Origin of the sequence: Chthonobacter rhizosphaerae (assembly GCF_013839525.1) — a bacterium.
GTDB classification, from domain to species: domain Bacteria; phylum Pseudomonadota; class Alphaproteobacteria; order Rhizobiales; family Pleomorphomonadaceae; genus Chthonobacter; species Chthonobacter rhizosphaerae.
Genome location: NZ_JACDIS010000005.1, coordinates 157,410 through 172,494, shown reverse-complemented (window position 1 = coordinate 172,494; position 15,085 = coordinate 157,410). Strand labels below are relative to the sequence as shown.

17 protein-coding genes are annotated in these 15,085 nt (G+C 71.2%); 7 read left to right on the top strand and 10 right to left on the bottom strand.

What is annotated here, in order from left to right:
- The first annotated feature begins 18 nt into the window (after nt 1-18).
- Nucleotides 19-468: a DUF3429 domain-containing protein gene (locus HND91_RS10935; protein WP_181706604.1), complete on the top strand. Its 450-nt coding sequence runs from the start codon at nt 19-21 to the stop codon at nt 466-468.
- A gap of 134 nt (nt 469-602) precedes the next feature.
- On the opposite strand, the gene HND91_RS10930 is transcribed toward HND91_RS10935, so the two are convergent.
- Together HND91_RS10930 and HND91_RS10925 are read right to left on the bottom strand one after the other, a co-directional pair.
- Entirely contained in the window at nt 603-1,328 is a 726-nt protein-coding gene (locus HND91_RS10930; protein ID WP_181706603.1) for an anti-sigma factor, read from the bottom strand.
- A complete protein-coding gene (locus HND91_RS10925) occupies nt 1,325-1,903 on the bottom strand; it encodes a sigma-70 family RNA polymerase sigma factor (RefSeq protein ID WP_181706602.1) in 579 nt (192 codons plus the stop codon). The genes HND91_RS10930 and HND91_RS10925 overlap by 4 nt, the downstream gene beginning before the upstream one ends.
- Nucleotides 1,904-2,069: 166 nt before the next feature.
- Here HND91_RS10925 and HND91_RS10920 point away from each other — a divergent pair, with 166 nt between their 5' ends.
- Nucleotides 2,070-2,852, top strand: coding sequence for a DUF4394 domain-containing protein (locus HND91_RS10920; RefSeq protein WP_181706601.1), 783 nt, complete (start codon nt 2,070-2,072; stop codon nt 2,850-2,852).
- A gap of 102 nt (nt 2,853-2,954) precedes the next feature.
- Here the strand turns inward: HND91_RS10920 and HND91_RS10915 are convergent, their stop codons facing one another.
- The 5 genes from HND91_RS10915 to HND91_RS10895 all read right to left on the bottom strand — a co-directional run bounded on the left by HND91_RS10915 (nt 2,955) and on the right by HND91_RS10895 (nt 8,119).
- Nucleotides 2,955-3,314, bottom strand: a complete 360-nt coding sequence (locus tag HND91_RS10915) for a hypothetical protein (RefSeq protein WP_181706600.1) — start codon at nt 3,312-3,314, stop codon at nt 2,955-2,957.
- A gap of 110 nt (nt 3,315-3,424) precedes the next feature.
- Nucleotides 3,425-5,299: a heavy metal translocating P-type ATPase gene (locus tag HND91_RS10910; protein ID WP_181706599.1), complete on the bottom strand. Its 1,875-nt coding sequence runs from the start codon at nt 5,297-5,299 to the stop codon at nt 3,425-3,427.
- Nucleotides 5,300-5,484: 185 nt separating this feature from the next.
- Complete coding sequence (gene greA, locus HND91_RS10905) at nt 5,485-5,970, bottom strand: transcription elongation factor GreA (RefSeq protein ID WP_181706598.1); 486 nt, start codon at nt 5,968-5,970, stop codon at nt 5,485-5,487.
- Between the two features lie 171 nt (nt 5,971-6,141).
- On the bottom strand, nt 6,142-7,071 hold the full coding sequence (locus tag HND91_RS10900) for a ring-cleaving dioxygenase (RefSeq protein ID WP_181706597.1): 930 nt from the start codon (nt 7,069-7,071) through the stop codon (nt 6,142-6,144).
- 145 nt (nt 7,072-7,216) lie between these two features.
- Nucleotides 7,217-8,119 (bottom strand): GntR family transcriptional regulator, encoded by a 903-nt coding sequence (locus HND91_RS10895; protein ID WP_181706596.1) that lies wholly within the window; start codon nt 8,117-8,119, stop codon nt 7,217-7,219.
- A gap of 303 nt (nt 8,120-8,422) precedes the next feature.
- Between HND91_RS10895 and HND91_RS10890 the strand changes: the two genes are divergently transcribed.
- From HND91_RS10890 to HND91_RS10880, 3 genes are all read left to right on the top strand, one after another.
- A complete protein-coding gene (locus tag HND91_RS10890; RefSeq protein ID WP_181706595.1) occupies nt 8,423-9,412 on the top strand; it encodes an ABC transporter substrate-binding protein in 990 nt (329 codons plus the stop codon).
- A gap of 268 nt (nt 9,413-9,680) precedes the next feature.
- On the top strand, nt 9,681-11,213 hold the full coding sequence (locus tag HND91_RS10885; protein WP_181706594.1) for a sugar ABC transporter ATP-binding protein: 1,533 nt from the start codon (nt 9,681-9,683) through the stop codon (nt 11,211-11,213).
- 11 nt (nt 11,214-11,224) lie between these two features.
- Nucleotides 11,225-12,193: an ABC transporter permease gene (locus HND91_RS10880; protein WP_181706593.1), complete on the top strand. Its 969-nt coding sequence runs from the start codon at nt 11,225-11,227 to the stop codon at nt 12,191-12,193.
- An 86-nt stretch (nt 12,194-12,279) separates the two neighbouring features.
- Here the strand turns inward: HND91_RS10880 and HND91_RS10875 are convergent, their stop codons facing one another.
- The 3 genes from HND91_RS10875 to HND91_RS10865 form a co-directional block, all read right to left on the bottom strand.
- Complete coding sequence (locus tag HND91_RS10875; protein ID WP_181706592.1) at nt 12,280-13,161, bottom strand: SHOCT domain-containing protein; 882 nt, start codon at nt 13,159-13,161, stop codon at nt 12,280-12,282.
- A 121-nt stretch (nt 13,162-13,282) separates the two neighbouring features.
- Nucleotides 13,283-14,044 (bottom strand): DUF72 domain-containing protein, encoded by a 762-nt coding sequence (locus tag HND91_RS10870; protein WP_181706591.1) that lies wholly within the window; start codon nt 14,042-14,044, stop codon nt 13,283-13,285.
- A gap of 58 nt (nt 14,045-14,102) precedes the next feature.
- Entirely contained in the window at nt 14,103-14,372 is a 270-nt protein-coding gene (locus HND91_RS10865; protein WP_181706590.1) for a hypothetical protein, read from the bottom strand.
- Between the two features lie 178 nt (nt 14,373-14,550).
- Between HND91_RS10865 and HND91_RS10860 the strand changes: the two genes are divergently transcribed.
- Nucleotides 14,551-14,799 (top strand): hypothetical protein, encoded by a 249-nt coding sequence (locus HND91_RS10860; RefSeq protein WP_181706589.1) that lies wholly within the window; start codon nt 14,551-14,553, stop codon nt 14,797-14,799.
- Between the two features lie 41 nt (nt 14,800-14,840).
- Entirely contained in the window at nt 14,841-15,074 is a 234-nt protein-coding gene (locus HND91_RS10855) for a hypothetical protein (protein ID WP_181706588.1), read from the top strand.
- Nucleotides 15,075-15,085 lie beyond the last annotated feature (11 nt).

Genomic DNA, 15,085 nt, shown 5'->3' with positions numbered 1-15,085 from the left:
GGTCGTAGGAGGACCACCATGCGATCCATTCCGCTCCCGGCCCTCGTCCTCGGCGGCGCCGGCCTTCTCCCCACGGTCGCGGCCGTCCTCGCCCTCGCCGTCGGCTCGCAGGCGACGGCCGCCCTCGGCTTCAGCGTCGGGGCGATCTATGGCGTCACCATCCTGAGCTTCCTCGGCGGCGCCTGGTGGGGCCTCGCCGCCGGCCGGGCGCCGGCGGGGTCGCTCGCGGGCTGGCTCACCGTCAGCGTGATCCCCTCCCTGGTCGGGACGCTGATCCTGTTTTTCCTCTCCGCCGGGTCGGTCGCCGTCCTCGGTCTCGCCTTCCTGTTGTCCCCGGCGGTGGACCAGGCTTTGAGGCGCGCCGAACTTGCTCCCGCATGGTGGATGTCCCTGCGCGTCCCGCTCTCCGTCGGCATGGGAGTCCTGCATCTCGCCATGGCGTTTCTCGCCTGGGGCACCGCCGGCTGACCCGTGTCCCACATCCCGCCGACAACCGGGCCACGTCGGGCCGAGGTGGCCCACCTGTCGGCCTTGATCGCAAAGGGAAAGGCCCCGACCGGTGTCCCACGCCGGGTGGTGTCGTCGGCGACCTCATGTCCCCGTCAGAGCGCCCGGTTGGCGGTGCCCTTCATCAGGATGGGGCCGGTCGGCCGCCCGGTCGGCGAGCCGCCCTCCGGCTCCAAAGTGATCTCGAACAGCTGGTCCACCGCAGGCGCCGGAAGGCTGGACAGACCGAGCTCGATGCTCCTGAGGGCGTCCAGGAGACCCACCGAGACGGGGCCGCGCTCGCGGTCCCAGAGGGTCCAGACCTGAAGCGATTTGCCTTCCGGCACAGGCACTTGCGTCAGCGGCACCAGCTCCGTCCGCCCGTCCGGGTAGGTGTTCACCACCGCGGCCGGCCGGTTGTCCGCCGAGAGCATCACCGTCACCAGCGCCGGCGCCCGCCCCGCCCGCTCCACCGTCACGCCGAGCGCGACCGCCAGAACCAGGCTCGCGGCCGCCGCCGCGAGGCCGAGCGGCCGCCAGAAACTGGCGCAATTCCAGAGGCTTGGCCGCTCCGCCGGCCTCCGCGGGGCCGCCGGAGAGGGCGTGGTTTCCACCGGTCGGCGGTCTTCCAGACCCGCCTCGATCCGGCTCCAGAGCGCCGGCGGCGGAGCCTCCGGGGCGGCGGTCGCGTCCAGTTCCGCAAGACGCCCGCGCCAGTCCTCCACCAGCCGGGCGAAGGCCGGATCCTCGGCGAGAAGCGCCTCCGCGAGGTCCTGTTCCGCTCCCTCCAGGAGCCCCAGGACATGTTCGGCGGCGAGCCGGTCGTGCAGGTCCGAGGTCATGCCAGGCACTCCCTCAGGACCAGAAGACCTCGACGAATCCAGGACTTGACCGTCCCCAGCGGCTGGCCCAGCCGGCCCGCGAGCTCCCCGTGGCTGAGGCCGTGGGTATAGGCGAGCACCACCGCCTGGCGCCGCACCGGGTCGAGCCGCTCCAGGCAGCGGCGGAGCGCCCCCGCCTCCGACAGCGCCGCCACGATCGCCTCAGCGTCCGGTCCGTCGTCCGCAAGGCCGAGCGGCTCGAAGTCGTCCACGAGGTCGTTCCGCGCCTCCCCCCGCAGGACGTTCAAGGCCCGGTGGCGGAGGATGGCGAACATCCAGGTGTCCGCCCGACCGCGCGCCGGATCGAACCCGGCCGCCTTCTCCCAGATCGCCAGGAACGTGTCGTGCACCACCTCCTCGGCCAGGTCCCGCCGGCGCACCAGGCGAAGCGCGACGCCCAGCATGCGCGGAGCGAGCCGGTCGTAGAGCGAGCGCAGGGCCGCCCCGTCGCCGGCCGCGCAGCGGGCGAGCGCGGCGGCGAAATCGCTGCCGCCGTCGGGGGTTGGCACGGGCTGGGGAGAGGCGCGGAGAGACATGGCGGCACGGCTTGGAGGGCTCATGGAGACCATACACGCCGGCGCGCCGAACGGATGACCCGGCCGCCCAAAAAAGTTTCGTGTCTTTTGCATCCAACGTCCGCCCTGGCGGGTAGCCGCTCGGTCCGGGCCCACAAGGTTGGCCCGATCGCACGGAGGACGACCCATGAAGACCGCCGCCCTGATCGCCCCGCTCGCCGGCCTCGCCGCCTTGTCCGCCGCCCCCGCCGAGGCGGCCTCGGTCGCCGCGCTGATGGACGGCAACCGCATCGCCATCGTGGACACGGCCGCCTACAAGGCCGGTGAGGCTATGACCGTCACCGGCGTCGACGGCACCCTCGTCGGCATCGACGTGCGCCCGGCAGACGGCATGCTCTACGGCCTCGCCTCCGACGGCACGGTGGTGACGATCGACGTCGATTCCGGCCAGGCCACTGTAAAGTCGAAGCTTTCCACCATGCTGCCGGAGGGCTCGGCCGCGACGGTGGACTTCAACCCGGTGGCGGACCGGCTCCGGATCATCGGCAGCGACGGCACCAACCTGCGCGCCAACGTGGACGACGGGAAGGTCACGACCGACGGCAAGCTCGCCTTCGCGGAGGCCGACATGCACAAGGGCGAGACCCCGAACATCGTGGCCGGCGCCTACACGAACTCCGTGGCGGGCGCGAAGGAGACGGCTCTCTACGACATCGACGCCACGATCGGCGGCCTCATCAAGCAGGCCCCGCCCAACGACGGCGTGCTCAACGCGGTCGGCAAGCTCGGCGTCACGGCGGATCGCTACGCGTTCGACATCCGCCCCGGCGAGGGTGCCGGCGAGGGCTGGCTGATGGCGGGCGACACGCTATACGCGGTGGATCTCGAAACCGGCGCGGCGACGGCCCTCGGCAAGGTCGCCGGCGCCAGCGGCCCGGTGCTCGACATCGCCGTGCTGCCGGAAACCTGAGCCGACCGCCCGGTCCCTCGAACGAGAAACCCCGACGGTCCTTGGGACCGCCGGGGTGTTGCGGCCGCCGTGGCGGCCCGCTCATACTTCAGGCTTCAGGCCTCACTGCGCCATGCACTCGCCTTCGGCGGTCTGGCGGCGCTGGCCATCGGGGCAGCCGCGGGTCAGCTCTTCATTGAGGCTGGTGCCCTGCTCGGACTCGCTCGGATTGGTGTTCTCCGGAACGACGTTGGTCGAGCCGGTCGCGGCGGTGCCGGTGCCGGTGGTCGTGCCAGCGGCGGAGCCGTCCGTCGCCATCGGCGGCTGGTTGCTCGGCGCGATCTGCTCCACGGTGCCGGCGTCCTGTTCGGTCTCGCTCGGGTTCGTGGTCGTGGCGCCCGGCGTGGTGGTCTGGGCGAAGGTGGCGGTGGAAAGGCCCATCAGGGCCGCGAAGGCGAAGGCGGACAGGGTCGTAGTGCGCATGTCGAACATCCCTCATCGATAAGCCCACGATCAGGCCTATGCGCATGCAACGGGCTTTTCCTGAGGTTGTTCCGAACGACGCTGAACCGGCGGCCCGCCGCGCGGAGGGGTCAGCGTCCCTCTCTCAACGCCCGAAGCGCGTTCAGGATCACGGCGACGTCGATCGCCTCCTGGAACAGCGCCCCCTGCACGGGCGGCAGGTGGCCGGCCGCCGCGAGCGCCATGCCGAAGGCCGAAAGGCCGAGGCCGACGACTACGCTCTGAAGCGCGATCCGGCGGGAGCGCCGCGCGATCGCCATCGCGTCCGCCAGCCCGCCGAGGCCTTCGGAGAGGAGCACCACGTCCGCCGCCTCGGCGGAGGCGGCCGCTCCTTTGACGCCCATCGCGACGCCCACGTCGGCGGCGACGAGCGCCGGGGCGTCGTTCACCCCGTCGCCCACCATCATCACCGGCCCGTGGGCCTGCTCGGCCCGAACCACCGCGATCTTGTCCTCGGGCGACAGGTCCGCCGCTACCGCGTCGAGCGCCAGGCCCGCCGTGATGCCGAGCGCGACCGCGCGCCGGTCGCCGGTGGCGAGCACGATCCGCCGCGCCCCGAGTCCGCGGAGGCGATCCAGCGTGGCGGCCGCGTCCTGGCGCAGACCGTCGGCGAGCCGGATCGCGCCGGCGAAGGCGCCGTCCACGGCCACGAAGACCGCGAGCGCGCCGTCGCGGGTGGCCGCCCGATGGAGCGCCGGATCCGGATCCGGCAGGCCGGCGAGCGCGTAGGCGCGGCCGCCGACCCGCACCCTTCGCCCGTCCACCAGGCCCTCCACCCCCTCCCCGGGAGTCTCGACCGCGCCGTCCGGCACGGCGAGCGCCACATCCCGGGCGAGCGCCTCGTCGACGAGCGCGCGCGCCACCGCGTGCTGGGACGCCTGGTCGAGGGAGGCGGCGAGCCGGAGGATCTCGGCTGGCGACGCATCGCCGGCCGGCAGCACCTCGGCGACCGACGCCGTGCCGTGGGTGAGCGTGCCGGTCTTGTCGATGACGAGGCCGCGCACCTGCCCCAGCCGCTCCAGGGCGCCGCCGCCCTTGACAAGAACGCCGCGGCTGGCCGCCCGGGAGAGCCCGGCCACGATGGCGACCGGCACCGCCAGGATGAGCGGGCACGGAGTGGCGACCACCAGCACGGCGACGGCCCGCACCGGGTCGCCGCTCGCCATCCAGGCGCCGATCGCCAGGACGGCGGTGGCCCCCATGAAGCCGAGGGCGAACCTGTCGGCGAGGCGCGTGGCCGGAGCCTTGGCGCGGGCCGCCGCCTCCACCAGCCGGACGATGCCCGCGTAGGCGCTGTCGGCGGCCACCCGCCGCGCGACGAGATCGAAGGCGGCGCCCACGTTTGACACGCCGCTCAGCACCGGCTCGCCCGGACGCCGGGTGACCGGCCGGGATTCGCCGGTGAGCGCCGCCTCGTCCAGCACGGCGACGCCGGCCGTCTCGCCGTCGACCGGCACCACGTCGCCCTGGCGGACGAGCAGCCGGTCCCCGGGCCGGATCGCGTCGATCGGGATGGTCTTCAGCGTTCCGTCCTCGTAGCGGACCGCCGTATGCGGCTGGCGCGCCAGGAGGGCGTTCATCTCCCGGCCCGCCCGGCCCGCCGCATAGGCCTCGAGCGCCTGCCCGCCCGCATACATGAGCGCGACCACCGCCGCCGCCAGTGTTTCGCCGACCATGAGGGCGGACGCCATGGCGGCCGCGGCGACGAGATCGAGGCCGACCTCGCCCTCGCGCAGACTGCGGACGATTTCCAGGATCAGAACCGCCAGGACGGGAAGCACGCCCGCCGTCCAGAGGAGCGCCGCAAGGTCCGCCCGCCCGGCGAAGGTCGCCACGGCGCCGGCGGCGAGGCCCGTCGACGAGACCGCGATGGATGCGGCGCGGAGCCGTTGCTCCGACAACCAAGGCCGCGGCCGGTCCGGGCCTGACCGCGATCTCGGCGACATGCTCCCCTCCCCCGCTGGCCCGTGGCTCGCTCCATCCGGTTAGGCGATCTGCGGACGGCTGCCAAGGGGGATGGGTCAGGCGCCCGGCCGGCGGAACCGGCTGACGGCGGGTCGGCTGCCGCCCGAGGCCCGGGCGCCGCCGGGCGGCTCCGAGTCCGGCGGGCATGCGCGCCGGCACGGCTGGGTCAGGCCGGCTCGACGGCCACGATCTCCAGGTCGCCGCTGCCGAACGGCACCACGTCGCCCACCCTCTTGCCGAGGAGCGCCACCGCGAGCGGCGACACGTAGGACACCGAGCCGCGCGCCGGATCCGCCTCGTCCTCGCCGACGATGCGGTAGGCCTGACGGCGCCCGTCGTCGCGCTCGAAGCTGACACGTCGCCCGAAGGCCACCACGTCCGGTTCGGCGGTGCTCTCCACGAGCTCCGCGGTGCTGACGCGCGCCGTGTAGTAGCGCAGGTCCCGGGTGGCCTGGGCCATGGCGGTCCGGTCGGCCTGGACGTCGCCGCTGGTCTGGGCGGCCGCGTAGGCGCGCCGGGCCTCGGCGAGGCCCGCCTCCAGGGCGGCGAGGCCGGTGCGGGTGACGAGGTTCCGGTGGGAGGAGATCGGCCGGTCCGGCAGATGGGCCGCGGCGGCTTCAAGGTCTTCTTCCCGGGTGAACGCGACGCTCATGGACCTGAACTTTCGAGACGACGGCGCGGGGGCCGGGCGCATCGGCCGGCGTGTCGATGGCCGGACCGGTCGCCACGCCCTCCCGACCGGAGGGGTAGCCGGCGAGTCTCCGCCCGCCGGCCCCTCGCTGTCAACCGCCGCCGGCAGCGGTGCGCCGGCCGCCGCGCAGCGTCAGTCCAGAGACGGCAGGCGCGCCTTGATGGAGACGCGCCGGGGCTCCAGCACGTCCGGCAGCTTCAGGTCCGTCCCGAGATCTTCCAGCGGCTCGTCCACCGTGAAGCCCGGCACATCCGTGGCGATCTCGAAAAGCACGCCGCCGGGCTCGCGGAAGTAGACCGACCGGAAATAGGTGCGGTCCCGCTGTGCCGTGACGGCGAGCCCGTGGGCCGCGCGCAGCCGGTCCACCATGGCGGCCTGGGCGTCGTCGTCCGCCGCCCGGAAGGCCACGTGGTGCACCGTGCCGGCACCGAGCCGACCGGCCGGCAACCCTGGCGCGGCGCGAAGGTCCACCACCGCGCCCACGGCGGCGCCGGGCGCACGGAAGCGCTGCCGGTCGCCCTCCTCGCCGGCCTTCTCGAAGCCGAGCACGTCGGTCAGGATGTCGCCCGTGGCGCCCGCGTCCGGAACGACGAGCGTGACCGAGTGAAGGCCGCGGATCGCCTCGTCCGCCGGCACGGCGTCGGAGGGAACCGGCTCGCTCTCGGCGCCGTCGACCCCGACGAGCGCCAGCCGCATGCCGTCGGGATCGGCAACCGTCACCACCATGTCGCCGAACCGATCCTGCGGCGCGGAGGGGTGCAGGCCCGCCTCCTCCAGGCGATGTCGCCAGAGGCCGAGCGAGGCGAACGGCACCCGGAAGGCGGTCTCGTGGGTCTCGCCGCCGCCGAACCGGCCGGGCGCCGCGTGGGCCCAGGGAAAGAAGGTGAGGATGGATCCGGGCGAACCGGTCCGGTCGCCGTAGTAGAAGTGGTAGGTGCCCGGATCGTCGAAATTCACCGTCCTCTTGACCAGCCGGAGGCCGAAGAGGTCCGTGTAGATGTCCAGGTTTCGGCGTGCCGGCCCGGCGATCGCGGTCACGTGGTGAAGGCCTGCCGTACTCATGATGCACCTTTTCGATCAGGGCGGTTCCGCCCGTCGGATAGGCTCCGGATATGGACCCGCCGCCGGGGTGCCACATCCCCGGGAACAGGTCCACACACTGTTCACCACTCCTGACCGGCCGCGACCCGCATCCGACGAAAACGGTTCAACCCGGTGAGGGTTCGCCGGGCGCGACGATCGATTCCAGGAGCGTCTGCCGCGCCGAGGCGAGGTGCCGCCGACAGGCGTCCTCCACCCTCAGAGGATCGCCGGACCTGAGCGCCGCGATGTAGAGCAGGTGCTCCTCCACGGCGCGCGTGTTGCGGACCCGGGCGGCCGCCTTGTTCCACTGGTAATGATAGTGGAACACGATCGCGATCACGTCGTAGAAATCGATGATGAAGCGGTTGCGCGAGGCGCCATGGACGAGCCGGTGGAAGCGCTCGTCGAGCTCGGAAAAGTCCATGTAGCGGTCGTCGATCTCGCGCAGGAGCGTGGCGTGCTCCTCCTCGATGGCGGCCAGTTCGCGCCAGGCGCCGTGGTCCCTCGGCAGGCGCGCGAAGGCGGCGGCGGAGCGCAGCTCGAACATTTCCCGCACCTCGGTGAGCTCCAGGGCGAAGTCGCGCGTGAACCCCTTCAGGATCCAGTGGCTGTTGCGGCGCTTCTCGATCAGTCCGAAGCGGCTGAAGCGGATCAGGAATTCGCGCACCGGCGTGGTGCCGACCCCGATGTCGCGGGCGAGCTCCAGTTCGTTGATCTGCATGCCGGGCTCGGCGCCGCCGGCCAGGATCTGCTGCATGAAGCGGCGCTCGATGATCTCCGCCACGCTGTCGGTCTCGTGGTCGGGGAAGCGGTCCTCCGGCGCGGGCGAGCGCAGCACGGTCTTGTCCCGCTTGTCCCATCGGATCAGGCCGGATTCGGCGAGCTGAGACAGGATGGAGCGGACGGTCGTGCGGCTGACGCCGAGCCGCGACCCGAGTTCCGGCTCGGACGGAAGCCGGTCGCCGTCGACCAGGAGGTCGAGGGTGCGGTTGTAGGCGTCCTTGAAGACGGTGTTCTGCTTGGACATGTGCCGACGCGGCCCGCCCCTCTTTGTATTTTCTCCAGAAAGAACACAAAGCCTTCTCTCTGAAAAGATGGTCTATGGCCGCATCGGCTGATCTCCGGCGAGAGATACGTATTACTGCATGCTGCAAGACGACAAAGAAATGCTGCGAAGCAATAACTTCTGCGGTGCACGGGTCACCTCTTGCAGTGGCCCGTCGTTTGATCTAGCGTCCGGGTGTCATCTGTTTTTTATGTATAAAGTTCGGTCGAGCGGCGTCCTCGAACCGAGCAGACGATAAGCCGAACGCCGAGGGAGAACAGATCAATGACCGCTTTCAAGTCCCTGACCCGCCGTGCCTTCGTCGGCGCCGCCGCAGCCGCCGTGATGCTCGGCGCGCTGCCGGTCTCCACCGTCGCCGCGCAGGACGTGACCATCCCGATCATCGTGAAGGACACCACGTCCTTCTACTGGCAGATCGTCCTCGCCGGCGCCCGCAAGGCCGGCAAGGACCTCGGCGTCAACGTGCCTGAACTGGGCGCCCAGTCCGAGGCCGACATCAACGGCCAGATCTCCATCCTGGAGAACGCCGTGGCCGGCGGCCCGGCCGCGGTCGTGATCTCGCCGACCGAATTCAAGGCGCTCGGCCAGCCGATCACGGAAGCCGCCAAGTCGGTGAAGATCATCGGCATCGACTCCGCCGCCGACAGCGACGCCTTCACGTCCTTCCTCACCACCGACAACGTGCAGGGCGGCCGGGTGGCGGCCGACGGTCTCGCCGAGGCGATCAAGGCCCAGTACGGCGCGGCGGAGGGCGAAGTGGCGCTCATCACGTCGCTGCCGGGCGTCGGCTCGCTCGATCAGCGCGCCCAGGGCTTCAAGGAGCAGCTGGCGGCCAAGTATCCGGGCCTGAAGCTGGTGGCCGACAAGGTGGCCGACGGCCAGGCGACCACCGGCCTCAACATCATGACGGACCTGATCACCGCCAACCCGAACCTTCGGGGCGTGTTCGCGTCCAACCTGATCATGGCCCAGGGCGCCGGGCAGGCGATCGCCGAGAACACCATGCAGGACAAGATCAAGCTGATCGGCTTCGACAGCGACGACAAGCTGGTCAAGTTCCTGACCGACGGCGTGATCGCCGGCCTCGTGGTCCAGGACCCGTACCGGATGGGCTACGACGGCATCAAGACCGCCCTCGCCGCCTCCAAGGGCGAGTCGGTGGAGAAGTTCGTCGACACCGGCGCCAACCTGGTCACCAAGGCCAACATGGGCGACGAGAAGATCGCCGCCCTGCTGAACCCGAAGCTCGACTGATCGACGGCGCCGGAAGGCCGTCCCGGAGCCGGAAAACCGGCGGCGGGGCGGCCGTCCGACGGTCCGGCCGGGCGAGTCGGCCCTGTTGAGTTGCATCGAGCGCGCGCCGGACCGGAGCGGACCTCCGGTCCGGACGCGTTCGAGGCCGCGGGATGCCGACGCCCTCCCCCGTTCGTCGAGGATCTTCATCCGCAGCGGACGGACCTGAGGGCTCCTCGCGAGCCCGCGCCACGACCGGGCGCCCCCGCCCGATCCCGGGAGAGAAAAGATGACGGCATCCATCCCCGACGCGACCACGCTCGGACGGCCACGGGGCACGTCCGGCGTGCCGATCCTGGAACTGCGGGGGCTGGAGAAGCGCTACGTGGGCACCCACGCGCTGAAGCCGGCGACGCTCGCCTTCGAGGCCGGCGAAATCCACGCCATCGTGGGCGAGAACGGCGCCGGAAAGTCCACCCTCATCAAGTTGCTGACCGGCGTCATTCCGCGCACCTCCGGCGAGATCTTCTGGGAAGGCCGGCCGGTGGGTCTCGCCACGCCGCACGAGGCCATCGACCTCGGCATCAACGCAGTCCACCAGGAGGTGGTGCTCTGCCGCCACCTGACCGTCGCCGCCAACATGTTCCTGGGCGAGGAGACCTCCCGTTTCGGCCTGTTGCAGCACCGGGCGATGGTGCGCGAGGCGCAGCGGACCCTGGACGACCTCGGCTTCGACCTGCCGGCCCACGTTCTCCTCGGCGACCTTACCATCGGCCAGCAGCAGCTGATCGCCGCCGCGCGAGCCGCCACCCGTGGAACCCGGTTCCTGATCTTCGACGAGCCGACGGCCTATCTCACGCGGCGGGAGGCGGCCCAGCTGTTCGCGCTCATCCGGCGGCTGGAGGCGGAGGGCGTCACCATCGTCTACATCAGCCACCGGATGGAGGAGGTGTTCGAGCTCGCCACCCGCGTCTCCATCCTGCGCGACGGAACGCTGGTCGGCACCCGCCGCATCGGGGAGACGGACGAGGCGGACCTGATCGCCCTGATGATCAACCGCTCCATCGAGCAGATCTACCACAAGGACAAGTACACGCCCGGCAAGCCCATCCTGGAGACCCGCGGTCTGTCCGGGCCGGGCTTCGAGGACGTGTCGATCACGGTCCGCGAGGGCGAGATCGTCGGCCTCTACGGGCTGATCGGCGCCGGACGGAGCGAGTTCGTCACCACCGTGTTCGGCCGCCACAAGCGCACCGCCGGCGAGGTTCTGTGGGACGGCCGGCCGGTGACCATCCGGTCGGAGGCGGAGGCGATCGAGCTCGGCATCGCGCTGGCTCCGGAAAGCCGGCGCGATCAGGGCCTCTGCCTCAACCTGCCGGTGGGGCTGAACCTCAACCTGCCGGTCTACACCAAGCTGGCTCCAACCGGCCTGATCTCGGCCCGGCAGGAGGCGGAGCGCGCCGACCGGCAGATCGCCGGCCTGCGGATCAAGACGCCCGGCCGCGCGACGCTCGCCTCCAGCCTGTCCGGCGGCAACCAGCAGAAGATCGTGATCGGCAAGTGGCTGAACCACGGCGCCAAGCTGTTCATCTTCGACGAGCCGACCGTGGGCGTCGACGTGGGCACCAAGGCGGAGATCTACCGGCTGTTCTCGGAGCTTCTCTCCAAGGGCGCCGGAATAATCCTGATCTCGTCCTACCTGCCGGAGGTCTACGAACTGGCCGACACCCTGCACGTGTTCCGGCGCGGCCGGCTGGTCTCCAGCCACGGCTACCACGCCGCCACCCATGAAGACATCCTGACCCGGGCCATCGGGGTTTGACGGAGCGATCGATGACGGACGTGACCAACAAGGCCCGCGGCCTGCCCAAGGGGCGGCTGAACATTCTGTTCGGCCTGACGCTGTTCGCCCTGCTCCTGCTTCTGTGGGTGATCCTCGGCTTCGCGACGAACAGCTTCTGGACCGGCAACAACATCTCCAACCTGCTCCGGCAGGGGTCCATGACGGCGATTCTCGCCATCGGCCAGACCTTCGTGATCATCACCGGCGGCATCGACCTTTCGGTCGGGGCGATCGTGGGCTTCACGAGCGTGATCGTGTCGCTCTTCCTCCAATGGGGCCTGCCGATCTGGGCGGCGGTGGTGCTGACCCTCCTGTTCGGCGTGGCGATCGGCCTCTTCCACGGCTTCGGCATCGTCCGCATGGGCCTGCCGCCCTTCATCATCACCCTGGCGACCCTCACGTCGCTGCGCGGCATCGGCCTCCTCATCACCAACGGCGCCACGATCTCGATCACCAACGACGAGTTCACCGCCTTCTCGCGGGCGAACTTCCTCGGCGTCCCGAGCCTCTTCTGGATGGTCATCATGGTGGCCGTGCCGGCCTACATCCTGCTGAACCATTCCCGCTGGGGCCGCTACCTGTTCGCGGTCGGCTCCAACGCCGAGGCCGCCCGCCTCTCCGGCGTGAACGTGCCCCGCATCATCTACATGGCCTATGTGCTGTCGGCCCTGTTCGCCTCCTTCGTGGGCCTCCTCCTCGCCGCCCGCATCGGCATCGGCAACGCCACGCAGGCGGAAGGCTGGGAGCTTCAGGCGATCGCGTCGTCCGTGATCGGCGGCACCTCGCTCTTCGGCGCGATCGGCTCCGTCCACGGCCCGCTCCTCGGCGCCTTCATCCTGGCGACCATCAACAACGGCGCGAACCTCCTGAACGTGAACTCCTTCTGGCAGAGGATCGTCACCGGCGTCCTGATCATCGTGATCGTCTACTTCGACCAGCTGCGCCGCCGGCGCGGCTGAGAACGCGGGCCTCGCGCGAACCCGGCCGGCCCGAATGGCCGGCCGGGTCTCGTCGGCGGGTGATGCCGCGCGCCAGAACGAAGCCGTCAGAGCCGGGCGAGCAGTTCCCGCTTCGAAGTGGCGAACTCGTCGTCGGAGAGGAGCCCTTTCTCCTTGAGCCCGGCGAGCCGCTCCAGCGCCGAGACGATGTCGCCCGGACTCTCCCGGCCGCCGGATCTTGCAGCGTCGCCGCTCGTCGGCTCGGTCGGGCGATGGCTGGGCTGGGGCGCAGCCGGCTGGTCGTGCCCCGGGCCGGCGGACAGCGCGGGCGTTTCGGTTGCGGGCCGGCCGTCCATAGGAGGAGCCACTGTTTCGGGCATGCCGGCCGTTTCGGGCCTACCCGCCGTGTCGGCGCGCGCCGCCCGGGCGTCGTCGGGCGAAACGCGCTTCAGGTCGCGCGCTCGCACCGTCCCGTACTGGCTTTGGAAGGTCAGGTCGGCACCGGACCCCTGCTGCTGCGACACCCCGCCGATCTGGTGGTCGCCGGTGTCGTAGACCGAGACCGTCCCGTTCTCCTCGACCGCCAGTCGACGGGTGGCGGGAAACACCGCGTAGCGCGAGCTGTTCTGGCCACCGGCCGACGAGGGGGACCCGAGCCCGTCCGGCCACCAGGCGCCGCCGAAGCCACCGCCGGCTGCGGCCTTCCGCTCCGCCGCGACCGAGCCCGTGGCGATCGCCGCCGACAGGTCGTCCGCGAAGGCCGAGACGCGCGCCTTCAGGGCGTTGTTGAACATGTCGCCGATCATGATCATGCCGCCCTGGCTCCACTGGCCCATGCCGCCGAGCTCCGGGTGGGCGAACTGGGCCATGCGGCCGCCGCCGTGAAGGAGCGCAGCCAGCAGCACGTGGGCGGCGTCGGGCGAAAAGCCGTGGCGTCCGGCAATCTCCGTCAGGAGCTGCTCGCCGGATGCGGAAAGGGGCGTCGACATGGGCGGGTCTCCGGTGGAGTGAAAGATCGGATGGGAGCCATAACGCGTCGCGGCGGGGATGGCTCCACCCGGGGATGCATGGGCGGCAGCCGAGCCGTGCGTTGCGGCGTCCGGCATCGGCCTACCGGTCACCACTCCGGCGCGCGGACACCATCGCCCGAACGGACAGCGCATCGGCCGTGGCCGCGAAGGCGGCCGTGTTGTCCAGGATGCACCAGGCCGTCGCGCCCTCCGCCCGGCGGGCCAGGAGGCTTTCCGATACCCGCCCGAGGAACGCCTCGTCATAGGCCGAATAGTAGATGCGCGGCGAGCCGTGGAGCCGCAGGTAGACGAGCCCCGGCCACCCGCCCGGCGCGTCCGCGCCCGGGACCGGCGGCGGATCGGCCGCGACGCGGGCGATCCGCAGGCTTTGAAGCAGCGCCTCCACCCGGTCGTCGAACCAGCTGCGGTGACGCGGCTCGCAGACGATCGGCGCGTCCGCGCGGCCGGCGAGGTCCGCCAGGAACCGGTCGGCCATCCCGGGCCGGAACGGAAGGCTCGGCGGCAGCTGCACGAGGAGCGGACCGCGCCTGGCGCCGAGCCCGGCCGTCTCTTCCAGGAAGGCGCCGACCAGGGCGTCGCAGCCCTCCAGGCGCGCGTCGTGGGTGATCGCCCTCGGCACCTTCACGGCGAAACGGAAATGGTCTCCGACGGTCGCCGCCCACCGTTCGTAGGTGGCGCGCCGGTGCGGCCGGTAGAAGGACGAGTTGATCTCCACCGCGTTGAACACGGCCCCATAGCGGGACAGATGCGAGCCCTCGTCCGGGAACGCCGCCGCGTGCGCCTTCGGGACGCTCCAGCCGGCGGTCCCGACCCGGATTTCCGCTGCATCGTCGGTGGACACCGGCTTCGCCTCCTCGCTCGTCACCGCAACGGGGCGCGGAGCGGGGGGTTCCGGCGCGTCAGCCGATGGCGCCCATGAGCGAGAGGGCGTCGAGCGCGATGCGGCCGGCGGCCAGCAGGGCGGCCGCCGCGGTGGCGAGGGCGGCCCTGGAGTTGAGGATCTGGGTCCGGTTGAGGGCCGTCACGATCCGGTTGATGTCGGCCGCGTCGAGCGTCTCCCTCAGCGAGATCCGGCGGACCCGCTGACGACTGGCGAGCCACCAGAACCACGCGGAGGCGAGCGCCGCCGCCACGATCGCCCAATCGATAATCTGGATGAGAACCCCCACGCAGCCGCCTCCCGTCGCCGTCGCGCCGGACCCAACCGCAGCCCGAGGCGCGTCGTCAAGACCGATCGGGCGGCGTGCGCGGATCGGTCCGGCCTATGCCGGCCGGCCTCCTTGCGAGGGGAACCGGCGTCCCGGGGCCCGGTTGATGGAGGATCGACCCAAAGCGAGGGAGACGACCATGGCCCTATCGATCGGTGAGATCCGCGCCGCGCTCGGCCCCGTCGACGACGCGGTTGCGGCCGAGGTGATCCGGCTCGACGCCACCCTGGCGGACCTTCAGGCCGCCAAGGCCTGGATGCTTTCGGACGAAGCCCTGGCCAACGATCACCGCAGCCCTCCGTCAGGCACGGTCGCCCGGATCATCGACGTCCTTTCGACCGATGGCCTGGAGGATCCGGACGAGACCGACGGCGCCCCACTCGCATGAGCGGGCTTGGTCGAATCGGCCACACGCGCTAGGCAGGAGACATGTGGGTCGTTCTCCTCGTCAGCATCCATCTGCTTCTCGGGCCGAACGTCACGGTGGTCGCCGACTTCGGCCCCTACCGGACGCGGCAGGCCTGCGAAGCCGATCTCGTGCGCGTCCAGGCGCAACTGCCCGACGAGGACAAGGCGGCCGTGACCGAGGGCGAGCTCGCGCTCCTCTGCTTGTCGGTCTCCGACTACCGCGCCCTCGCCGAGCCGGAGGCGGAAAGCCCCTGACCGTGGCTTTC